The sequence below is a fragment of the Chloroflexus sp. MS-CIW-1 genome (assembly GCF_030444705.1).
In the GTDB taxonomy this organism is placed as follows: domain Bacteria; phylum Chloroflexota; class Chloroflexia; order Chloroflexales; family Chloroflexaceae; genus Chloroflexus.
Genome location: NZ_JAUBWR010000003.1, coordinates 302,501 through 326,157 on the forward strand (window position 1 = coordinate 302,501; position 23,657 = coordinate 326,157).

General features: G+C 55.0%; 15 protein-coding genes (1 of these 15 cut by a window edge). 9 read left to right on the top strand and 6 right to left on the bottom strand.

All coding sequences use genetic code 11. From position 1 onward, the window contains the following. A protein-coding gene (locus tag QTO31_RS18375; protein WP_301430578.1) for a tetratricopeptide repeat protein crosses the window boundary here: on the bottom strand, nucleotides 1-3,523 show its 5' portion. 23 nt of this gene lie to the left of the window's left edge; the window shows 3,523 of its 3,546 coding nt (coding positions 1-3,523); it begins with the start codon at nucleotides 3,521-3,523; the stop codon falls past the left edge of the window. A 234-nt stretch (nucleotides 3,524-3,757) separates the two neighbouring features. Continuing rightward, nucleotides 3,758-4,231, bottom strand: coding sequence for a glutathione peroxidase (locus QTO31_RS18380; protein ID WP_031459805.1), 474 nt, complete (start codon nucleotides 4,229-4,231; stop codon nucleotides 3,758-3,760). Between the two features lie 157 nt (nucleotides 4,232-4,388). Between QTO31_RS18380 and QTO31_RS18385 the strand changes: the two genes are divergently transcribed. The 8 genes from QTO31_RS18385 (at nucleotide 4,389) to QTO31_RS18420 (ending at nucleotide 13,918) form a co-directional block, all read left to right on the top strand. Next, the gene (locus QTO31_RS18385; RefSeq protein WP_301430579.1) at nucleotides 4,389-5,981 is read left to right on the top strand and encodes an ATP-binding protein; all 1,593 of its coding nucleotides are present in this window, start codon (nucleotides 4,389-4,391) and stop codon (nucleotides 5,979-5,981) included. A 66-nt stretch (nucleotides 5,982-6,047) separates the two neighbouring features. Next, the gene (locus QTO31_RS18390; RefSeq protein WP_301430581.1) at nucleotides 6,048-6,680 is read left to right on the top strand and encodes a metallophosphoesterase; all 633 of its coding nucleotides are present in this window, start codon (nucleotides 6,048-6,050) and stop codon (nucleotides 6,678-6,680) included. Nucleotides 6,681-6,824: 144 nt separating this feature from the next. Then, a complete protein-coding gene (locus tag QTO31_RS18395) occupies nucleotides 6,825-7,739 on the top strand; it encodes a DUF4032 domain-containing protein (protein ID WP_301430582.1) in 915 nt (304 codons plus the stop codon). Between the two features lie 43 nt (nucleotides 7,740-7,782). Then, nucleotides 7,783-8,010 carry a hypothetical protein gene (locus QTO31_RS18400; RefSeq protein ID WP_301430583.1) on the top strand — a complete coding sequence of 76 codons (228 nt, stop codon included), beginning with the start codon at nucleotides 7,783-7,785 and terminating at the stop codon, nucleotides 8,008-8,010. 295 nt (nucleotides 8,011-8,305) lie between these two features. After that, nucleotides 8,306-10,795 carry a glycosyltransferase family 39 protein gene (locus QTO31_RS18405; protein WP_301430585.1) on the top strand — a complete coding sequence of 830 codons (2,490 nt, stop codon included), beginning with the start codon at nucleotides 8,306-8,308 and terminating at the stop codon, nucleotides 10,793-10,795. After that, nucleotides 10,792-11,916 (top strand): winged helix DNA-binding domain-containing protein, encoded by a 1,125-nt coding sequence (locus QTO31_RS18410; RefSeq protein WP_031459800.1) that lies wholly within the window; start codon nucleotides 10,792-10,794, stop codon nucleotides 11,914-11,916. Before QTO31_RS18405 ends, QTO31_RS18410 begins: the two co-directional genes overlap by 4 nt. Next, nucleotides 11,898-12,731, top strand: a complete 834-nt coding sequence (locus QTO31_RS18415) for a biotin/lipoate A/B protein ligase family protein (RefSeq protein WP_301430587.1) — start codon at nucleotides 11,898-11,900, stop codon at nucleotides 12,729-12,731. Before QTO31_RS18410 ends, QTO31_RS18415 begins: the two co-directional genes overlap by 19 nt. A gap of 8 nt (nucleotides 12,732-12,739) precedes the next feature. Continuing rightward, on the top strand, nucleotides 12,740-13,918 hold the full coding sequence (locus QTO31_RS18420; protein ID WP_301430589.1) for a serine hydrolase domain-containing protein: 1,179 nt from the start codon (nucleotides 12,740-12,742) through the stop codon (nucleotides 13,916-13,918). 14 nt (nucleotides 13,919-13,932) lie between these two features. Here the strand turns inward: QTO31_RS18420 and QTO31_RS18425 are convergent, their stop codons facing one another. From QTO31_RS18425 to phoU, 4 genes are all read right to left on the bottom strand, one after another. Beyond that, nucleotides 13,933-15,309 (bottom strand): NAD(P)/FAD-dependent oxidoreductase, encoded by a 1,377-nt coding sequence (locus QTO31_RS18425; protein ID WP_301430590.1) that lies wholly within the window; start codon nucleotides 15,307-15,309, stop codon nucleotides 13,933-13,935. A 171-nt stretch (nucleotides 15,310-15,480) separates the two neighbouring features. Beyond that, a complete protein-coding gene (locus tag QTO31_RS18430) occupies nucleotides 15,481-17,253 on the bottom strand; it encodes a choice-of-anchor Q domain-containing protein (protein WP_301430592.1) in 1,773 nt (590 codons plus the stop codon). A gap of 435 nt (nucleotides 17,254-17,688) precedes the next feature. Continuing rightward, the gene (metH, locus tag QTO31_RS18435) at nucleotides 17,689-21,297 is read right to left on the bottom strand and encodes a methionine synthase (RefSeq protein ID WP_301430593.1); all 3,609 of its coding nucleotides are present in this window, start codon (nucleotides 21,295-21,297) and stop codon (nucleotides 17,689-17,691) included. Between the two features lie 415 nt (nucleotides 21,298-21,712). Then, on the bottom strand, nucleotides 21,713-22,372 hold the full coding sequence (phoU, locus tag QTO31_RS18440) for a phosphate signaling complex protein PhoU (protein ID WP_031459794.1): 660 nt from the start codon (nucleotides 22,370-22,372) through the stop codon (nucleotides 21,713-21,715). Nucleotides 22,373-22,926: 554 nt separating this feature from the next. On the opposite strand from phoU, the gene QTO31_RS18445 reads away from it, so the two are divergent. Next, the gene (locus tag QTO31_RS18445; protein ID WP_301430595.1) at nucleotides 22,927-23,640 is read left to right on the top strand and encodes a cysteine hydrolase family protein; all 714 of its coding nucleotides are present in this window, start codon (nucleotides 22,927-22,929) and stop codon (nucleotides 23,638-23,640) included. Nucleotides 23,641-23,657: the final 17 nt, after the last annotated feature.

The window sequence follows — 23,657 nt, forward strand, 5'->3', positions numbered from 1 at the left end:
GCCAGACGCCACTGTCCCAGGCGTATAAGATCGCGCGGTTGAACGAAAACACGCTGCGGTAGCGTTCGCGGTACTGTGGCGGCAGTTGTTGTTCGCTGCGGTACAGACATTCCACGGCGGACTGCAAAGCATTGTTAGCTTCGGTTATCAAACCCTGAGCGCGGAGAACCTGGGCGCGTGCAAACCAGACCTGCTGCGGGTTTTCTACCTGTGGCGCGCGCGCCAGGTACTCCACAGCCTCCAGGCTATACCGGTCGGCAGCCTCGATGTCGCCGAGACGCAGGCAGGCTATCGCCAGAAATGCACGGTCGACACTCACATCGATATGCCCCTGCGCGACGCGCAACGCCAGTCCCTGTTCCATCAACCGACGGGCTTCTTCCAGCCGTCCCTGCTGGAGCAGCGCCGCGCCCAGGTTCGCCAGCGCTGCCGCCTGTTGCGCAGGCAGCGGAATCGCAACCGCACGCTCATACGACTCGCGCAGCCATGGCTCGGCTTCGGCGCCGCGCCCCATCCAGACCAGCGCCGCACCCCTGTTGCTGGCGGTGACACACATGCCACGCACGTCGTTGATCGCCTGGAACAGTTCCCAGGCCTCCTCTGCCAGGCGCAACCCGTGGTCAAAATTGCCAACGCGCAACGCCAGGGTGCACGCATTGATACGAGCGGCTGCCATACCCTGGCGCAGTTCGAGCGCGGCATACCCGGCATAGGCGGACTGGTACGCTTCGAATGCCGCTTCAAACTGCCCCAGGCGAGCGTGCATCCGGGCGACCAGCACCCAGGCGGCGGCTTCGCTATCGGGCGCGCCCCGCTGCGCAAACAGACGTTGCGCCTCCTGGCCATACGTCAGCGCACTGACGAAATCGTTGCGCACGGTAGCCATATTCCCAAGGTTCAACATCAGTTGCGGCAATGTTGGTGATGAGGGTTCGATCAGGTGCACGGCGTGCTTCAAGGCGCTTTCGGCAGCGTCGAAACGCTCCCGTCCCTGCTCGATGTCGGCGCGCGTCAGCCAGCAGCGCGCCTGCGCCTCACGATCACGCTGCTGCTGTGCCAGCGCCAGCGCACGTTCGAGCATCTCGTCTGCTTCGTGCCATTGCTGGTTGTGTCCGAGGGCGCGCGCCAGCAGACACAACGTTGCCCAGTCGCTGTGAAGGGTGAACACTGCCGCTCGACGCAGCGCATCGATAGCGGCATTCCACTCGTTGCACGCAAGGGCAAGACGCCCGCGTTTGCGATAGACTTCGGCGCGCCAGTCAGGGTGATCGGGTGACTGTTCGACTAAACGATCCAGCGTCTCTAGCGCTGCCCGTTGTTCATCACGCAACCCGTGTTCGTGCAGAATTGATTCCTGTTCACTCAACAATTTGAACAGCACCTGTCGATCGCGAACCAGCCCCAACCCCTTCTGAAGTGCCATGAGTGCAGCATCGTGCGCATAGAGTGATCGGGCGCGCCGTGCCGCCTGAAGCCACATCTCTGCCGCCTCGTCTGATTGATCGGCGGCGGTAAGGTAATGTGCAATGCGCACGGGGTCTGCGTTGTGCTGACGCATCACCAACGCAGCCTGACGGTGCAGCCGCTGGCGACGCGCCGGACTCAGGCTCTCCAGCACTGCTTCCTGCACCTCTGGATGAGCGACAATGTACCGCGTACCGTCAAACATGAGCCAGTCGCGTGCCTGAAGTTCCTCAAAGGCGTGTTCCACCTCATCGGCGGTGCGTCCGCTGATCTGTTGAATCTCAAGTGCATTACCGCTTTGCAGCACTGCTGCTGCTTCCATGACCTGGCGGGTGGTCGGGGCAAGCCATTTCAACTGAATCTGAATGGCTTCGTGCAGTGATGAAGGAAGTGCGGAAAGGTCTTTTCCGGCAGTGACCATCGCACGTACCATCTCGTGGGTTACCAGCGGCGCCCCGCCCGTCTGCTGCCAAATCTGTTCAGCCGTTGTCGGCGATAGACCGGCATTCAGGGCCAGACGAATAACTGTTGGGTAATCAAATGCAGGAAGGGTCAGCGATTGCAGCATACCACGCGCACGCAGATCGGAGAGCATCACATTGAGAGCGCCTCCTTCTGTGCGACAGGTGATCACCAGCGCCAGACTCGTTCCGTGCAGCGAGCGCGACAGCCAGGCAACGGCTTCAATCGAGAGTGGATCGGCCTGATCCAGGTCTTCCAGTACGACGATAACCGGCTCTCCACCCGCCAGCGCATGGATAGCGCGTGGCAGCGCCTGTAACAACCGCCGCTGTAAGAGGTGGTGAGACGATGGTACCTCTTCTACGCTCTGGCGAATGGGTTGCAAGCGGAGGAAAACGGCGCGCAATTCCGGCAGCACGCGGATGGCCTCAGTCATCCGCACGTCGGTCGGTAAAGTACGCTCTGCATCAGGATGGTTCAGTCGGTCGCGCAGCGCCGTATCGAGCAGGTCGATCATGACGCCAAAGGGGCATTGCTGCCCTGATCGTCGTGCACTGCATTGCCAGACCAGAGGACGGGTCGTTGTTTGCCGAATCTGATCCAGCGCCTGGCGAACCATGCGCGTTTTCCCGCTGCCAGCCGGTCCCTCCACAACGACAACCGGCGACGATCCGGCGAGCGCCGTGTGGAGGGCTGTGATCAGATGGGCTGTTAACGTCGGATTACGGGTCAATGGCGAGGTGCGTTCCGTGCGACCGGTGGCAACGCTGGGAATTGATGGCAACGACCAATCTCGGAAGACCAGCGACTGCACGGCATCGAGTCGGTCATCAAGAATCGCCTGATAGAGCGCCACCGTATCTGCATCAGGTTCAATCGCCAGCTCACGTTCGAGCACGGTCTTGCAATACATGAACTGGCGAATGGCATCACTACGCCGACCGGTTTTTGCATAGAGCCACATCGCTTTGCGGTGCAGCATTTCACAGAGCGGATCGAGAACGAGTGCATGTTCAGCCGCAGCAAGCGCACGCTCAACATCACCCGTGCTAGCATAGCCATCAACCAAACGTTGCCAGACATCAAGGTGCATACGCTCGAAGCGTTCGCGCTGCTGGCAAAGCCAGTGTTCAAACTCCGGCGACTCGTCAAGCTCCAGACCACTCAGCAATGGTCCGGCATAGAGTCGGGCCGCCTGATCGGCAGCACGTAAACCATCTGGATCGGGTAGCGTGCGCGCCAGACCGGATAAGCGCACGAATTCATGCGCATCGACCCGGCACATACTGGCGTTAAAACGGATGACATCACTGCCAACGCCAGATTGACCGGTCAACAATTGGTCAGCCAGCGAACCAACTAACTGACGCAATTGCGAGAGGGAACGACGTAACCGTTGACGGCCAACGTTCTGCGGCGAGTCGGGCCACAACAGGTACGTCAGTTCATCGCGGGTGACGGCGCGTTCGCTGAGCGCCAGCACGGCCATAATTGCCAGCGGTTGTCGGCGGCGGAACGGTACATCGTGCTGATCGAGCAAGAGGCGTGGAGCGCCAAAAACTCGGAATTCAAGAGAATACGGCAACTGGTACGACATGCTGCCTCTGCGACGTGATCGATTGAGTTTCTCTGCCTGTAGCGATTATTATAATGCCAGTTCAGACGTAGGGGAATGTGATAATCGTTCTGATAGGGCTTTTCGACGTTCTCACCTAACCAACCTGCCGCTCTCATTATGATCAGCATGAATGTCACCATTCGCGGCGGCAACAACAGGAAGCGCCGCCCACCCGGCGAGGTCGGGAAGGGGCACCTCCTAGCACAGTGTCGTTTATAGCCACTCGATCAGTTCACGTTCGATTAACCCCACTGTATCGGTCGGGGCGTAACGTCGCACAACCTTGCCGTTGCGACTCACCAGAAATTTCGTGAAGTTCCACTTGATCTCACCGTCAGGGCTGAGACCCGGTTGTTGTTGCTTCAGATACGCGAAGATGGGGTGTGTATCAGGACCGTTCACCGCAACTTTAGCAAACAGCGGGAAAGTAACGGCATAATTACGAATACAAAAGTCTTTGATCGTAGCTTCATCATCAGGTTCCTGATTAAACTGATTACTGGGAAAACCAAGCACGACAAAACCACGGTCACGGTAGCGGCGGTAAAGTGATTCAAGATCGCCGTATTGCGGGGTTAGCCCACAATGACTGGCGACGTTAACAATCAACAGCACATTGCCCCGATAGGCCGACAATGATTGAATCTTGCCATCAATGGTACGGGCTGTCAATTCGTAGATACTCATAGACGCTCACTTGAATGAAGTTTCAACTTTTCACTATTAGCAGTATGACCTGACTTCCTGCTAACGTCAACCCTGAAGATTTGGTCAGCACATTGCGCGGCCAACATGGTATGCTGAGAAAAGAATATATTCATTTTTCAAATCGGCCAGGTATGCTATGAACTCAATGACCGACAGTGATACAGCGAAAGAAAAGACTAGAGAGGATATTGCTCAGGTGCAGGCAGGCGAAGTACCATCACTATCACGGCTGAGACTATTTCGCCGGACACCCAGCATATTTCGCGCCATACCCTTCCGACTGCGATTGACATTGCTGTACACGAGTTTGTTTGCCCTTGCCCTGCTTGCAATTGGGGTTGGTGTTCATTTTGCGGTTGCTCAGGCCTTGTATGCAGGGGTGCAGCGTGATTTGACGGCGGCTACGCAGCAGGTCCGGGCCATCCTTTCAGCAGTGGGATTTCAGAGCATTCGCACCGCAAGCGGTGAATTACAGGTGTATCTCAATCGCGACTTTATTCAACTCTTTACCAACCGCAACATCGGCGCTCAATTCTTTGACGGCAGTGGTTCGCTCCTTACAAGTACCCCCAATCTCGAGCCGTATATGTTGCCGCTGCCACCAGAAGCATTCCGGTTAACGGCAGATAATATCGAGGGTATCATTGTTGATCGCGAAATTAACGGTGTGATGGTAAAATCCCTCATCACGCCGGTAGTCTTTCGTGATCAGCGTCTAATTGGATTCTTACAGGTATCACGTCCGTTGAACGATGTTATTAATACATTGACTCTGCTTCAACAAATTTTGATCGGCGGTGGATTACTGGCCCTCGTCATCGGCGGTCTTGGGGCAATGTACCTCTCGAAACAGGCACTCCGGCCAATCGAGCAGATCACCTTAACCGCGCAAAGTATTGTACGTGCCGAAGACCTGGATCGACGTATTCCAGAACCGGCAGAACGTGATGAACTGTGGCTCCTGACAGTCACGATTAATGAACTGTTGTCACGCCTGGAAAAACTCTTCCTTGCCCAGCAGCGCTTCGTCGCCGATGTCAGTCACGAGTTACGAACACCGCTGACGGCAATGCAGGGGAATCTTGAACTATTGGATCGCGATCCCTTACCCGATTCAGGCTTGCTCAGGGAAGTGATCGGTGATATGCGACGCGAAACGGCCAGGCTAATCCGTATGGTTAACGATCTCTTACTGCTGGCCCAGAGCGAGACGCACGTGGTACTACGTCACGAACCGGTTGAACTCGACACGCTGCTATTAGAGGTCTTCCGCGAATTACGACCATTAGCCGGACAAGTACGTTTACGGATCGGGGCCGAAGACCAGATATTGGTGTACGGTGATCGGGATCGGATCAAACAAGCACTATTGAATCTTGGTGTAAATGCTCTGCAATATACGCCACCAGGAGGTCTGGTTGTCTTAGGATTAGAGCGCTATCAACAGTTTGCCTGCCTGAGTGTGGCCGATACCGGTGTGGGAATCAGTCAAGAAGCGCTGCCCCACATTTTTGAACGTTTCTATCGTGTTGATCGTTCGCGTTCACGACACAGTGGTGGCGCCGGTCTCGGGTTGTCGATTGTGAAGTGGGTTGCCGAGGCGCATGGTGGTTATGTGACGGTAGCCAGTGAGGTTGGTCGTGGCAGCACTTTTGCTATCTATTTACCGTTGCCTGATGGAACCAGTATAGGAGCCGCTGAAATAATGAGTGTGGTGAGTAATGAGTAGGCGGAAGATTTTACGTACCGCTATTGCATTCGTCTGCTACGCAAAAATAGAGTACAATAGGGCTGTATGCGCACCCTAACGATCAGCGATGAAATCGTGCCGGCTGTTTATAGCTTAAATATCAGGCAACGCTTCGCAGATGTGCAATTAGTGCTGGCCTGCGGCGATCTTCCGATCTATTACCTTGAGTTCGTAGTAACGATGCTTGGTCAGCCCTGCTTTTACGTCTGGGGGAATCACGATTCGCCTGAAGTACAGGCTGATGGGCAGGTTGTAAGCTATGCACGCGGGGCTACCTGTGTTGAGGATCGAGTTGTTTACCATCAGGGGCTGCTTATCGGTGGTCTGGGTGGTTCAATCCGGTATAAACTCGAAGGGCATCATCAGTACACTGAAACGCAGATGATGATCCGTGTGCTGCGTATGACACCACTCCTGTTTCTCAACCGCCTACGCTACGGGCGTTATCTTGATGTCTTGCTCACCCATGCGCCACCACTCGGTATTCACAACGGCCCCGATTACCCCCATCGCGGCTTTCTCGCTCTATTACGCTTTATGCAATGGTTCCGTCCTCGTTATCTCATTCACGGTCATATTCATCTTTCCTACGGGTTTGGGCATCAGACCGAGACCCAATGTGGTTATACGCTGGTGATTAACACTGCCGGCTACCGTGTCCTTGATCTGGTGGTGTAGCGTATCACGTCGGCTGACAGTTGCAATCATGCACTAGCCATGGTACGCTACCCCCGTTACGGCCGTCGGCGTTGCCGGTCGATTGTGAAGCGCATTGTGTGCTGCGCTGACTATCAACTCTGGTAAGGCCGAAAGGAGAGGCCGATGTCAGCTATTCAAGCAATCGTACACGATGAATTTGCTCGCATTCGCCGCGACCAGATGCTACGCGAGCTGCTGTCGTTAATAACCCGTCAGTCGAACGAATTGCTTTCGTTTGACGAGGTGCGCGCCCGCCTCAATGTGCGCGGTCAGCATTACCTCGGTCATCAGACGGTTCCGCTTGATAAAATTGTTGGGAGCGAAGGTCGTTACGGCGATTTTGACCGCCAATTTGCTCCGCGTCATAATGCGAATCGCTACCGCTGGATGAGTATTGATCGGGCACATCACGAAGGAGTGCCGTTACCTTCTGTAGAATTGTATAAACTGGGTGACATCTACTTTGTGAAGGATGGGCATCATCGTATCTCGGTTGCCCGTTTTCAAGGTCAACGCGAGATCGATGCCATTGTCACCGAACTGGTTGTCGATGTTCCTCTCGATGCCAGTCTGAGTGTTCGCGATCTCCTTTTGAAAGAGGAGTACAGCGATTTTCTCGAATGGACTGGTTTAGCCGAGTTGCGGCCTGAGCAGCGGATTGAGTTTAGCGAACCGGGTGGGTATCTCGATCTGATACGGCATATTAATGCGCATCGCTACTACATGGGGCTTGAGCTGGGACGACCGGTCACTCGCGAGGAAGCGGTGGCAAGCTGGTACGATACAGTCTATATGCCGGTGATCGAGGTCATCCGCAATCAGCAGGCACTTCGCTATTTTCCAGGGCGAACTGAAGCTGATCTGTACCGCTGGATTATGGATCACCGCTGGTATCTCCGCGAACGGAATGGTGGGGCTGATCCGGGGCCGCTCATGGCCGCTGCTGATTATGTCCGACTGTTTGGCAAGCGTAGCCTGACCGCGCTTACCGAGTGGTTGCTCGGTGCGTTACGCGGAAAAGCCGCTGCTGGCGTGTAGTTGTATTCTCGGAAATATCGTTGGTACGGAAAGGATCATCGTCGTGCAGACGTTGCCAAGGGTGTCTGAGTATGCTCCGACAACCTGGGTGCGCGGGCCGCTGGCCCGCATTGCACGGCGAGCAGGTGAAACCTGGCAACGTCCATCAGCGTCGCGCCCAGGCGGATGGGGGCCGCTGGCCCGCATTGCACGGCGAGCAGGTGAAACCTGGCAACGTCCATCAGCGTCGCGCCCAGGCGGACGGGGGCCGCTGGCCCGCACTGCACGGTGAGCAGGTGAAACCTGGCAACGTCCATCAGCGTCGCGCCCAGGCGGATGGGGGCCGCTGGCCCGCATTGCACGGTGAGCAGGTGAAACCCAGCGGTTGGTGCATTACACACCATTGCCCACTAGTTCCACCGTTTCGGAGGTTGAGACTAAACTCGGTGCCTACGCTCACTCTTTTTTCTTGCCGCTTACTTCACTCCTGGCGGGGAGAGTGAACTGTTGCAAAGCCCTACACGAACATTCCACAATCGATATCGTAAAGGATGCATGTTACTTGTCTTCCGACAGTTACTGGTATAATGTGCGCCGTGATTCGTTCACTGTATTGTTCAGTAGCAGCAATCAAATCTTCATTCTGGTTGCCGGTTGTTCTGGTATTAGTCGCCGGCAGCATGTTGGTGTTTGGCGCGGATCGGCCTCCACAGTATTGGGCAGTAGGTGAAGAAAACGAGCCTATCTTGACCAGATTTCACGGTAACGAGCAGAATGAAACCGATCGCTTTCGCTGGTCATATCCGCAGGCTACGCTCTTCATCTACGGATACCGCGGTGCTCCAGCACTGATCGAATTACGATTGGCGGCTCCACGCCGGGAAGGCATAGCACCAGCACAGGTGATTTTTACGCATCAAGACGGTCAATTGGTAACAACAACGGTAGCCGGTTATTGGCGTTACTATCGATTTCTGCTTCCAACCAGTACAACCGGCGAGTCATTTTTACGTTGGTCAACCGAACCCTACGTTGCATCACCTGATATTCGCGAATTGGGATTGGCACTCAGCAGGGTGAATTTTCTAACAACGGTTGAGCGACCCCCGCTGAGTGGTCAGATGATTGGTTGGGCAACGCTGCCGCTCCTGGTCTGGTGGGCAGGCACGCTCTGGCGTTGGGATGAACGTCTACGCAATATTTTAACAGGGCTAGCGCTCCTTCCGGCAATTGGTTTAGCTTCCTTTCCGGTAGGGGCCGAATACTGGTTACCCTCACTTCCATGGCCGTGGTGGCCGTTGGCTCCAGTGCTTATCCTTACCATCTGGCCGTCATTGGCACTCTATCTTCAGCATCTTCGCCAACGGATCACATTGCAACCACGGTTGGGCTGGTTGGGAATGTTCCTGGCATTCGTTGGTCTGATAGCGATACGATGCGGTGTTCCGACCTGGATGACCGTACCGCCAGTCATCGGCGGTTCCTGGCTGGCATGGACATTGATCACCGATGACGAGGAGGTGTCGGCATGGCCGGTTGGCCGGTCATTACTGCTCATAACCGGTATCGCGTTGGCGACGCGGCTGATCGCGCTTGATCAGATGCCGTTGGCATTGTGGCGTGATGAGTCGCGCCACGGCTTGCTGGCATGGCGAATCTGGACAGACTCAACATTTCGCCCGATTTATGTCGTCAAAGACGCCGATTTACCGGCGCTGTTCTTTTATCTGGTGGCGCCAATTGTCGGTAACTGGGGTGCTCATGCCTGGAGCGTGCGCCTGGTGAGTGCGTTAGCCGGAGCCTTTACTCCTCTAGCGCTTTATTGGTTTGCCTCACCGCTCATTGGACGGCGGGCAGCGGTATTGGCTGCTGCCCTGTTGGCCTGGGCTTCGTGGTCGCTCAGCATGAGTCGTTGGGCATTCCCGGCGACACTCGACCATCTGCTGGTGCTCACTGCGGGGGGGCTGCTATGGCGAGGGCTTGATCCAGGACAGCAATACTGGCGCTCGTGGAGTTATGTTGTCGGAGCCGCGCTGCTAGGTGGGTTGGCTGTCTACACGTATCACACCGGCCGCCTGGCGCCACTGGCTTTGCTAATGGTAGCAGTTTTCCGACTCGGTCACGATCTCTCGCGCTGGCGACGGTTTTGGCCACATCTGCTTAGCGCTGCTCTGGTAGGGGCAATCGTAATCGCACCGCTGGCGCTCTATATTTTGAACGATAGTGCCGGTTTTAACCGTCGGGTAGGTTTGGTCTCAATTTTTCAGGCCAATGATCTCACCCGTCACCGACCACTCGATTTTCTCGGTGAGCATATCGTGCGCTATGGGCTGATGTGGCATGTGCAAGGTGACGCGAATGGGCGTCACCATCTTCCCCTGGCGCCGATGGTTGATCCGGTGGTTGGGTTATTTCTGCTCATTGGGTTGGGTCTTGTTTGGCAAGCCCGTTGGCAATCGGTAGTAGTGTTGTTTGTGCTCTGGCTCCTCTACCATGTACCGGGTCTGTTGAGCTTCAATGCACCGCACGCGATGCGTACATTGGGTACGCTGGCCCCGGCCTGCGCACTGGCCGGTTGGGGGCTGAGCCGGTTTGGCAGTGGTCGTGAATGGCAGCGCTGGCTGATCCCTAGTATGCTAGTGCTCAGTCTATGCTTCAATCTTTGGGTCTATTTTGGACAGATGCGGACCAATCCGCGGGTGTACGGCGAATTTGATCGGGTTGAAACAGTCATGGCACATATTGTCCGTCGCGCTGCGACACCTGCCGACTCGATACAACGGGTATCGGTATACTTACCACGTGAGTGGGCGCTGAGTGATACAGTGCGTTTTCTGACCATCGATCTACCACCAGCGCAACAGCCAAAGATCTGGCGTGGTACAAGCGATGATGAGAATACATTGGTCGTGTTGCCAGCATTCGCTGATGCTACCGAAGTGGCAACCGTGCTTCAGGCTCTTGGTCCGAGCGCAATTGAGGTATTCCCTACTCCTACGCTTCCATCCGGCAGTGAGCCATTAGTGCGAGTTTTCGCCCGTGGTTCGGCTGCGATAGAACTGATGAGAGCGCCATGAGTTCCGAGTATGCCCTCACCTTAGCACAGGTTATCAGCGCACGATATGTCAACAACGGTCTTTACACGCCGTTCGCCGATCCATTTACCGCCGCTCAGAGTCTGGCCGGCATACAGGCGCAGATTCTGCCCGCTGCCAGTCTGGCACTCTGGAATCGTGTACCGGCCTTTAGCGCCAATCACTTCGATGACCTGCTCTACCAGAAACGGTCACTGGTGCGTATCTGGGGGCAACGGGGCACGTTACACCTTTACCCTACCACTGACTGGCCATTGATCTACGCAATGCAGGCTGATCGTGCTACCTACTGGGAGCGGGAAGCGGTGCATAATGGTTGGAATATGACCGAATATGAGGCATTTATCACGCAGGTCGCTCATCTGCTGTACGAACACGAAACGTTAGGCCGCAGTGATCTGCGGCGGTTTTTCCCGATGATTGATCAACACCATCTTTCGGGGTGGGGTGGTGTCTTTGCCATTTTGAACCGTCGTGGTCTGGCGTGTCATGCTGCACCCTGCAATGGTGAAGCCCGGATGGCCCATCGGCTGCGCTGGGTACCCGAATTGGAATGGGCGCCACCTGATACCGAGACCGCTAATGCCGAATTGCTACGTCGGTACCTTTCTGCCTTTGGGCCGGCAACGCTCACCGATATGACCTGGTGGCGTGGCCGAACGCAGGCCGAGATCAAACGTTGGCTCAAGCTCCTCGGCGACCAGGTGGTGAGAGTACAGATTAATGGTCAACCGGCATGGTGGCTCCAAGAACAACTTGATCGGTTATCCGATCTACCATCACCTGCTGAACTGCCACCCCATTTACTGGGACGTTTTGATCCTCTGTTGCTTGCCACTCGCGACAAACACTGGCTGATCGATGATGCCTTCTACAAGCGCGTCTGGCGTCCAGCCGGTCATATCGAGGCAACCATATTGCTTGGTGGACGCATTGCCGGTACCTGGCGGTACGATTGGCGTGGAACCAGTCTGCTGGTAACCTTGCGACCATTTGCTCCACTCGCAACGTCGCTACGGTCTCAACTCGAAACATTAGCTGCTCGTGTTGCCGAACATTTTGCGACGCCTTTAGGAGACTGTCGATGGGAAGTAATGGAGTAACGTGGCGGTTATTGCCACCAGTCCACGGTGATCCGGCGAGCGAACTAGCTGCCGGTACAGCAATGCTGGCCGGATTGGTCACCACTCATCAACCGGCTCTTCGCTGGTACACTGCTGGCCCCCAACCAGCTCTGGTTATCGGCTCCGGGCAAAAACTGAGTGAGGTTGATCAGCTGGCGCTACGGCAACAGGGTGTCACGCTTCATCGGCGTGCGAGCGGTGGCACGGCAGTGTTGTTCGTGCCGGGTTTTCTCATGCAAGATATTGCCTTGCCACTCGACCATCCCCTGGCTCACCCCGATGTCAGCGAGTCGTACCGTTGGTTAGGAGAAGTGTGGCAGGCAACGTTGATGCAGTTTGGTATTCAGACCCGGCTTATCGACATCGCAACTGCCCGTACCGACCGACAGATGCTCGATACCTTAACTGCACGGGCTTGTTTTGGTGGTCGGTCTCCGTATGAACTACTGGTCAATGATCGGAAGCTGGTTGGATTTGCTCAAGTCCGACGCCGTGAGGGCATGCTTTTTCAGGTCGGAGTTTACACCCACTGGCCTGGTCAGCAATTGTCAACCTTGTTAGCGATTCTGCCTGCTGAACGTCAACTCTTCATTGAGCGGCTGGCCGGGCGCGTCACCGATCTGGCAACAGTGTGCGCCTCCCCACCTGACTTGCACCGTCTGGCGACCGCATTTGCTACCGTCTTGCATCAGCGGTACGATGTTCGCGTAACGTCATCAGATTGGACGGAAGAGGAGCTGAAGACGATAGCCTCAGTACAGTCACGTTTCTTGCCGTTAGACCTGGAAGGTTAACAATAGCAATGCGGTGGTCAATTCTGCTGTTGAGTTTGTTCATAGTCGGTATGTTGAGTGCCTGCGGCCAACGTGAGGCATTTATATCTGCATGGGCACCAATTGGCCCACAGCCTACGATCTTGCCTAGCGTTACCCCTGAAACACCAACTATGGTCAGTACGCCGCTGATTGCAGTGATGGAACCGGTACGGCCAACTCCTACACCGAGCCTGGTCGATCTTGCCGAGCGAATCGATACATATCTGCGCGATCTAACGGTACAAGGACGGTTTCGTGGTGCTGTACTGGTGGCAACAGGGGGACGCATTTTGGTGGCTCGTGGTTACGGTCTGGCTAATGTCGAGCGTGATCTTCCTAATACTGCCCAAACTCGCTTCCGCGTTGCCTCGATCTCGAAACCAATTACGGCGCTGGCGATTATGCAGTTACAGGTCGCCGGAAAGTTAACTGTCGGCGAGTCGGTTTGTCGGTATCTACCTGACTGCCCGCCGGGATGGCAATCGATTACACTTGCTCATCTGCTCTCGCATACCGCCGGCATACCGAATTATACCGACTTTACAGATTTTGAGCAGGTCGAACGCTTACCGGTGACACCAACACAGTTAGTTGCTCGTTTCCGCAATCTGCCACTCGACTTTGTACCAGGTAGTGCATATCGATACAGCAACTCTAACTACGTGGTCCTTGGATTAGTGATTGAAGCGGTCAGCGGTCAATCGTATGCCGATTACGTCCGTGACAACATCTTCATCCCTGCTGGTATGATCAATAGCGGCTATGACAGTGGTGATGCGTCGGCGCTCAATGGTACGGTTGGTTACCTTGGGCCAGACAACAAACGGGCAATTCCAATCGATACCAGTAACCTTTACAGCGCCGGTGGTCTTTACTCTACCGTTGAAGACCTTTACCGATTCGTACAGGCCCTAAACAGCGGGCAATTACTCCCCGCTGCTGAGCTGAGCCAAATGTATACACCCAATCGCAATAATTACGGTTACGGCTGGAAAATCGAAGAGCGCAACGGACGACGGGTGATCTACCATCCTGGCTTTATCTCAGGGGCTGTCACCCATCTGGCGTACTATCCCGATAGTCAGAGTGTCATAGTCGTTCTTAGCAACATGGAACGTACCAACGCCGATGCCATTGCAGCTGAGATCGGTTCCTGGTTGCCATAAGGTTAGCGCTCGTTTCACAACTGGCCACTATCACTCCAGTGAGCCAACTGCAACAGATAATTTGGATCGTGGTAGCGATTGGGATGAAACGCAGCCGCGTAGGCGGGGAGTGACCCACCGATCATATGTCTGACCAGAAGTTCAGCGGCTGCGAGTGCGGCCATGATACCGTATCCGGCCAGCGCACCAATCACAAATGTTCCCTCCACCGGAAGCGGGCCGATCAGTGGCCGATTCTCTGGCGTACACGTATAGTATCCGCCATCGAGATAGGCACGGGGGAGCCGTTCGAGGTAATTGACAAGCCCTGGCAGCATGACCGACATCCCGCGTAGAGCAACCTCGAAGAAACTATCATCGAGTGGCACCGGAAATTGGGCGTTCCGGTTCTGCTGGTTATGAGGATGGTAATCCCACAGCAGCAGTACCTGTCTACTGCTTCCCTCGCCTTCAGGCCGACAATGTACCCCTGGTGGTAGCGGTTTGGTTAACCACGCAGTGGCTGGATCGGCATTCAGATCATCCCGTTCTCTATCGTTCCAGTTTAGTTCAATCGGATCACCCCAAATCAACAATGGCGCATCACGAGGCACAACGCCGAGCGGATCGGCGAAGGCAGCCTTAAGGTGTACTTGATGATGCACCGGTAAGTCAATCCCGATCAGATCGCCAACCTCTGCCAGATACGGCCCGGCAGCATTCACAAAGTATGGGGTCTGGATCGACATGGTCCCGCTTGTCGTGGCTACCATCACAGCATTCACCCGCCCACCAGTTTGGTTTACTGCCGTTACCTTCCCCCGTAGCAAGGTGACACCAGCAGCCCGCGCCTCTTCGAGTAACAGTGCCCCCAATTGCTGGGCGCTCAACCAACCAGCACGACGAACATGCAAGACAGCCACCGTTCTTGGCGACAAGGCTGGAAAGTGACGCCTGATCAGATTCTGGTCGAGTAATAAATCAACGCCAATAGGAGCCGTTTGCCAGTCGTGTCCGGTAGTTGACCGGTAATCAGCATCGGTCCGGTCGTGAATGCGAAGCGGACCGACACCGTGTGTAACAGCCTCAAATGCCTGTGAGCGCCACTGTTCGGCCCGCTGCGGATCGGCCGTTGCATAGAGATAACCACGTCGGTTGAGCCGGATTCGATTGGCACTCCGCACGGCTAGCGTTTCCAGCCGATCAATACTGCGATTCATGAGCGCCACCATTGCCCGGTCTGGCCACCAATTACGATAACACTCGGTCGATTTATCGCTGGTCAATGCCAACGGATCACCCGCTTCGACCAGCACAACATCGCGCCAACCGTGAACGACGGCTAACTCGTGGGCGACAGCGACGCCGGCAATTCCTGCTCCGCAGATAACAATTGACGCAGAAGATGCCATCAAGAACCTCGCAGCGGCGACAGATACTTAATGCACGCAGTTTATCCATGCAACAGCATCATAGCATACGTAGATAGGTTGATCTAGAATGAGGTGTTTGAGAACTGCTCGTCCTCACCGAATCGACACTATCTGAGCTAATTGTTGCTGGTCACGTATGCAACACCACGTTCACCGCCCAACCAGCGGCACGAATGCCTTGATCGGAGGCTGTGTGATTTCCACCGTCAACGAATTACTAAAGCTGCTACACACAACCTCATTGCAGGCACGCAGACGCAATACGTAACGGCCCTGGTCGAGCAGCACGCTATCGTTGAGGAGCGGGAACAGCCACGTCAAGCCATCGATACGCCGCGCTTCAACCTCATAGCGAACAGCACCACTCACCGCCGTGAACGAGAGCTGAACAAGCGGCCCACCGGTACTGTTTAGTGCAAGGAGCTTTGGCGGTTCCAGATTCGCCGATGGCGCAGCAGAACCAAATTCAAACGATCCAAGATCACACGCACCAACCCGTGCTGCCCCACGCTGGTCGGTCGGAGGACAGTCAGCACCAGCATTGATCGCCGGACTACCGGCCAGCAACGCCAGGGTTGGTAACGGCCCACCATGCATAGCAACGGTTGCATCGAGCCGAGGATCGGCTTGCTGGATGCCATTGACGCAGGTCCGTCCGACAGGGGTTTGCAAATTTCGACTGCCGCGCAATGTTCCGAAACATTGTACCGAGTCGTGTGAACTGCCAAGCTGGTTGCCAGCAATAATGACATTACGCAACTCGACATCGGCGCTGTTGCTCGAGGTGTTGTATACACCACCCCCTAAACGGTCGGCGTAGTTGTATGCAACGGTCACATTGACGACCGTAACTTGTCCTCCATTGAAATAAAGGCCACCACCGTTACCCTTGTCAGTATTTAGAGCGTCCGCTCGATTCCCAACAACGGTCAGATTGCTCAACGTGGCGCGATTCCAGCCAGGTTGCAACGTTGTCTGTGCAATCAGGATAGCGCCACCGGCATCTTCGGAACGATTGTTTACGAAGGTCGAGTCGCGCAGAGTCAGTGGCCCGTTATGATGCATTAAGGCGCCACCACTAGCCCGGTTGTTGCTGTTAAGATAGACCATGTTATCGGCGAAAAAGCTACGCTCAATTTCGGAGCTATCAGGATAATAGAGATACGAATAAACTGCACCCCCGAAATTGCGTGCTTTATTACCTATGAAAATAGTATCGCGGATAATAATTTGACCGCCAACACCTTGAGGACCAGCGCCATCGTTGTAAATAGCGCCACCGAACCCAAAGTTCGCAACAACACCACCGTGCGAACTATCATTATTGCGAAAGGTAGAACGCAAAACGGTGATCGGGCAGCGGAGATTGTAAATGGCGCCACCGTTAATCCCTCGATTATTCTCAAACAAGCTATCTTCAATATGCAACCGACCGAAGTGCATCGAGATCGCCCCACCGCCCTCCTCATCGGTACCGGCAGTGCTATCGTTGTTGCGAAAGATGCTGTTGTATACAAAGACTTGGGCATTGAGACCGGCGGAACGGATTGCTCCCCCTTCGACACTCCGCCCATCAACGAGTGTGAGATTGCGGACGGTAAGCTTCGCATCGTAGAGCCAGATAATTCGGGTTCGCCCACCACCGCTGAGTGTCACTCGCCCACCCTGCTGCGGGCCACCGCCGTCAATTTCAGTATCCCGACGCACTTCCAGTTGATCGGAGAGCGTGATAGTCACCGGTTGAGAGCCACAGTTAAAGGTGACACGACCACCACCAGCAATGGCGGCGCGTAGAGCAGCTTCGGTACAACTCGCTGGAGTACCGTTGCCAACTACTCCAGCAGCTTGAACGGGTGTTGCTGTCCAGAGAAGAACGATACCGATCACAATTAGCCAGCGCACCGCGTATAACATTTTTGTCATCTTGACCGCTCCTTAATCGGGCTAAGATGAAATTTCATTCATCTCGAAGATACCTGATGGTATCTTTGGCGGTCTACATGACTTTTTGGCTATATATATAGATAGTACCTGGGTAAACAGATGACAAAAGATTCATTTTCTTCGCACGTCGTCGCAGTACGGCTGCCCCCACCTTCCCCCTAGGCCCCTTTCTCTCACACCAGGGAAGCGGAAGAGATGGTTGCAGGAGGTGAAATCGTTCCAGCTTCTGCCGCTCCCTCCGTTCTGTTCTGTTCGCACGAATGCACAGAGGGACGCGCTAGTGCCGCGTCCCTCCATCGGCGTGGCGGATCATCTTAGCCCGCCATTACGAAACCGGTACGGTAATCAGACTTATGGTCTCAGAATACCGGTGTCTTCAGCAATGCCCGTCCGATTCGGCATTCAAGAATGATGCTACTCTTCCACATTGAAGTCTTCAGCCTGCCGATCCAGTTCGGCACGTTCAAGAGCACTGCCAATGCTGAAATATTTTGCCTCTGGATGATGCACCACGATTGCTGCGGTACTCTGCTCAGGCACCAACTGGAACGCTTCGGTGAGCGTCACGCCAATCTCTTCGCCGGGCAAAATCTGCCAGAGTTTGGCATGTTCAGCGAGATCAGGACACGCCGGGTACCCCCACGAGTACCGCTTTCCGCGACGTTCATCCAGCCCCAGCCCTTGCCGAATAATACGGTTTGTGTACTCGGCTAACGCCTCGGCCAGGCTCACACCGAGACCGTGGATATAGTAGCTACGGCTATAGTCGCCTCGCTGTTGTAACGTATCAACCAGCTCGTCAACAGCGCTCCCCATCGTGACAATCTGAAAGGCGGCAAGGTCGTACTCTCCGCTGTCAACACTTCGGAAGTAGTCGCTAATGCAGAGACGTTCACGCGCCGGTTGGCGTGGGAAGACGAAACGAGTCAGTTCACGACGGCGGTCAGCCGGATCGTACACGATCAGTTCGAGACCATCGCTCTGCACCGGGAAATAACCGTAAATCACCCGCGGTTGAAGCCAGCCATCGCGCTCGGCTTCGGCAATCAGTTCGCGCACTTTCTGATCAAACTCTGCCCGCAGTCGTTCCCATTCGGCGCCTTTCGCATTCTTTGCTCCCCATTGTAAGCGGTAGAGACTGTTGCGGTCGAGACACGCTACTACATCACTCAGGCGAATACGGCTGGTCGCTCGCCAACCCCAAAAAGGCGGTACCGGCACCGGCACATCGGTACGTACTGCTGACCGCACCCCTTCGGCCCTACCTCGTGACGCCTCACCCAACTCGGCTAACGCAACCCGCCCGGTCAGGCGTCGGTGCAGTACGTTGGCCGCTTCACGAATGGTCTGCTCGATAAACTGATCCCGCGTGGCCGGATTACTCAAGCGATCCATTGTCTCAAGACCTTCAAAAGCGTCCTTGCAGTAGAAGACACCGGCAGGGTACGGCTCTTCGTCATCAACGAACGTGATACGTTGACCATACTGACGATTGATTGCCGCTCCACCTACCAGCACCGGAATGTGAATTCCACGCCGGTACAATTCTTGTACACATAGCGGCATCTGTTTACTGGTACTGACCAGAAGTGCCGAGAGACCGATTGCGTCAGCGTTTACTTCGAGCGCCTTCTCGATTATGGTATTGATCGGCACCTGCTTGCCAAGATCATATACGGTGTAGCCGTTGTTCGAGAGAATGGTATTTACCAGATTCTTCCCGATGTCGTGGACATCGCCGTAGACCGTAGCAAGCACAACTTTGCCCTTGCTCGCCCCTTCAAGACGGTCGAGGTAGCGTTCGAGCCGCGCAACCGCTTTCTTCATTGCCTCGGCGCTTTGCAAGACAAAAGGCAGAATGAGCTGACCGGTCCCGAAGAGATCACCGACTTCCTTCATGGCCGGGAGTAATACGTTGTTGAGCACATCAACTGCTGCCTGCCCTTGTGGTGAAGCACCGTGCTCATTGCGTAGCGCGGCAGCCGGATCACTCAGGCGTAACCCTCTGGCCTGAAGACGCTGATCAACCGCCTGGTCAATATCGTCTTCAATTCCTTCTTTCTTTCGATGCAGAATCTTCCAGTGCAGACGCTGATCAACCGTCATCGTCGCAGTAGGGTCTTCGCGTTCGCTATCCTGCGTGGCAGCGTGCTGTTCAAAATAGGCAATGAAGCGAGCCAGTGCATCCTCACGGCGAGCAAAGATTAGGTCTTCGCAGACCTCGCGTTGTGCGGGATCGATTTCGGCGTATGGCGTCACATGGGCCGGATTAATGATAGCCGTATCGAGACCGGCGGCTACGGCATGGTAGAGAAACACCGAGTTGAGCGCAGCACGGGCATGCGGAGCCACGCCAAAGCTCAAATTGCTGACTCCGAGTGTGGTGAAACAACCGGGAATTCGTTCTTTGACCAGACGTATCGCCTTGAGCGTCTCCACAGCCGAGTAACGCAACTCTTCCTGACCGGTGGTAATCGGGAAAGTCAACACATCGAATACCAGTGCTTCAGCCGGAATGCCGTACTCGTCACGAGCGATCTGGGCAATCCGTTCGGCAATCGCCACTTTTCGCTCGGCGGTGTGCGCCATGCCCTCTTCATCAATCGTCATTGCGATCACTGCCGCGCCATACCGTGCGGCAAGTGGCAAGACCTTGTCGATCTTGGCGCCACGGCCACCTTCGAGCGACACAGAGTTAATCAGCGCACGACCCGGATAGATCGATAAAGCCGCCTCAAGAACGTCAGCTTCTGTCGTATCAATCACGAGCGGCAACTCAATATTCAAGGTCAGCTTCTTGATCAGGCGCACCATCTGCTCTTTTTCATCGTTACGCTCGGTCATTGCTACACAGACATCGAGCATGTGCGCGCCACTTTCAACCTGTTCGCGGGCCACTTCCAATGCACCGTCATAATCATCACGCAGGAGTAACCGCTTCACCTTACGCGAACCAAGGGTATTCAGTCGCTCACCAATCATGGTTAGGGTCGCATCCTGTCGTAGTGCAGCGGCACGGATCCCAGAGCTAACACTGGGAATGTACTCGATCTGTCGCTCTTTGGGCTTGGGTGAGTCACCTAATATCTGGCGCAACCGTGCGATATGAGCCGGACGGGTACCGCAACAGCCACCAACTACTGCGACACCGTAATCATGCACAAATTCCCCTAAGATGGTTGCAAACGGCTCTGGCTCCATGGGGTAAACAGTACGGCCATCAACTTCGAGAGGCAGACCGGCGTTGGGAATGCATGAAATCGGTTTGCGGGAATGTGCAGTCAGGTACTGAATTGCCGCCCGCATATGTTCGGGGCCGGTACTGCAATTCAGACCGATCACATCAACCGGCATTGCTTCAAGGGTCGCAATCAGGGCTGGCACATCGGTACCGAGCAACATCCGCCCGGAAAGATCGAGAAACACCTGCGCCTGCACCGCGATGTCAGGGCGATGAAGATCAATCTTCGCCCGACGGATACCGTCTAACGCAGCTTTCACTTCAAGAATGTCAACACTCGTCTCAACCAGGAGGAGATCAACACCCCCCTCGATCAAGCCGACCGCCTGCTCGTAGTAGATGTCCGAGAGTTCGGCAAACGTAATATCACTCAATGCCGGATCATCTGAAGAAGGCAACTTCCCAGTTGGCCCCATCGAACCGGCAACATAGCGTGGTCGGCCATCACGAGCCTCAAACCGATCAGCGATCCGACGAGCCAGCGCAGCGGCAGCCCGGTTAATCTCAATGGTGCGATCGCCCAATCCCCATTCAGCCAGACGCAGCCGCGTACTCTGAAACGTACACGTCTCGAGTACATCACAGCCAGCTTCGAGAAACGAGGTATGGATCGCTTCGATCACATCAGGACGGGTAATGACCAGATAATCACGGCACCCAAAGGTGGCTTCGCCACCGTAGTCGGCAGCCGTCAGATCAAACGTATCAATAGAGGTGCCCATGGCACCATCAAAAATCAATACCCGTTCGGCAAGCGCCTGTAGATAAGTTGGTCGTTTCACAGTTCCCTCGTCTAGCCCGTCAGTATCAGGTGCCAACCACAACGTATGACCATCTCAAGAGATCGTCAGATCGCCCAGTCGCGCTTGGCAAGGGTCTCCATCAAGCGTAGCCGTGTGACGGAACTTCCCCCGGCTAATCAGAGGAAGGGATCATTAAAAACCATAGCGCAGACGATGGTTGAGATGACTTCCGCCACAAAGAAGCGCCGGTAATCATTCCATACAGCACCGGCGCATTTCCTTCTATCAACAATAATACTCGATATAGGGCAGGATTTCAAAGGGTCTATTGCACTTACCAGCAAGAACGAGGATGTGCAGGCAGGCCAGGAGAGGATGACACCAGCAGCTCTGCTGATCAACATGCTGATGATCAAGCGCGATCACCCAACTCCGCCAGGAAGCCAGTTTACCATTAATTAAGCGTGGTCTGACTACTCGTCGCCAGATAAATCACCCGCTCGCCAATGTTTGTCGCCCGATCCGCAGTCCGTTCAAGCGCATGCACCATATCAAGAAGATCGATTGCTGCTTCAAAGCGTTCAGGATCCTGTCGTGCATCGGCAATAATCAATGCGCGCAACGTATCTTCGAGTTCGTCAACCCGTTCATCATACGCGGTAAGTGAACGGGCCAGATCAACATCCTGACGCAAAAAGGCCTCCAGACTAGTATTCAGCATCTGTAACGCCAGTTGCGCCATCTCTTGCATTTGCGGTGGTGGGGCGACAAACGCTGTCCGACGAGCAGCGCGCCGTACTCGTTTGGCAATGCTGTTCGCATAATCGCCAATCCGCTCTAACTCGCTGGCAATCGCCGACACCACACTGGTCAGACGCAAGTCGGAAGCCACAACTGGCTGCTGGGTTGCCAGCACATGAATCACACTTTCTTCAAGTGCGCGCCATGCATCATCGATCTGTCGGTCATCGTTCATAATCTGAGCAGCAGCGATGGTATCCCACGTCTCCAGACAACGAATTGCGCGCAGAAGCTGCTGCTCAACCATACTGAACATGCGCAGCAAGTCTTCACGAAGGGCGCCGATCTGGCGAATATAACGCTCACGCACCATTGAACCTTCCTTCTCTAGCCGAGGAACAGCAGAATGATTGCTGCACCGCGATGCGGCATAACTCCACGTCGAGTTATTACTGTTCACAAGTCATTTGCTTCATTATACTTGAAACCTCGCATAATTTGGGAAGAATAGCAAGATATTCATCACGATTTTGCGCATAAACGGTGAAGAGGTTATATCAAACTGGGATAGGAACCGGGTAGATGAATGGAATTGAACGGGATCGATGGGATGGACCGACGCCGGTCCATCCCGCCATCACCCCGCCCCCGCCTCCGCGCCGCCAGGGTAGGCACTACCAGGACGCGACGGTGGCATCCCCCCACAAAGACTTATGGAATACCCATCGCTGCCCGAACCTGGTCGCAGATTATGGGATGGGGATCGTTCGGAAGCGTACCGAATCTCATGGGCATGGGCAGGCACAGCCAAGCCCTTCTGTCTGTTGCAAGATTTTTAGTCTCTAGAAACCAACTCAACACCCTTGACGGGCAGATAAAACCATGGTACAATAGTGTCAGTTTTACACCAAACATAGGAGGAAGGTCATGACCGCGATCAAAGACCTAGCAACGCGCAGCACCTCGTTCCTCACTTACCTCGAAGAGTGGTACCACAATCTACCGCAAGTTGATCTGGCAACCATTGTCGATAAGGCCCCCGAACGAGTCGCGCTCTGCTCGATTGATATGATCAACGGCTTTTGCAAAGAGGGGCCACTGGCCGGGCCACGAGTCGGTGCCCTAATCGAACCGGTCGTGCGGCTTTTCAACCGCGCCTACGAACTCGGCGTTCGTGCGTTCGTTTTGACACAGGATACCCACGATCCAAACACGCCAGAGTTTGCTGCGTACCCACCGCATTGTCTGGCCGGTACTGCCGAAAGCCAGACCATCCGTGAACTGGCCGAATTACCATTTGCCGACCAGATTGTTGTCATTGAGAAGAACTCGCTCAGTTCACACCTGGGTACACGCTTTGGCGCCTGGCTGTCTGAGCATCCGCAGATTGACACCTTCGTTCTGGTTGGTGATTGCACCGATCTGTGCGTATACAGTGCCGCAATGCACCTGCGTTTGGAAGCGAACGCTCTGAACCTCAAACGCCGGGTGATTGTGGCAGCCAATGCGGTTGACACCTTTGATACTCCGGTGGCAACAGCACGCGAGCTAGGGATTTACGCTCACGACGGCGATCTCCACCATGTCCTTTTCCTGCACCACATGGCGCAAAACGGGATTGAAGTGATGAATATAGTGTAGGCTGTCGAGGGGAGCGG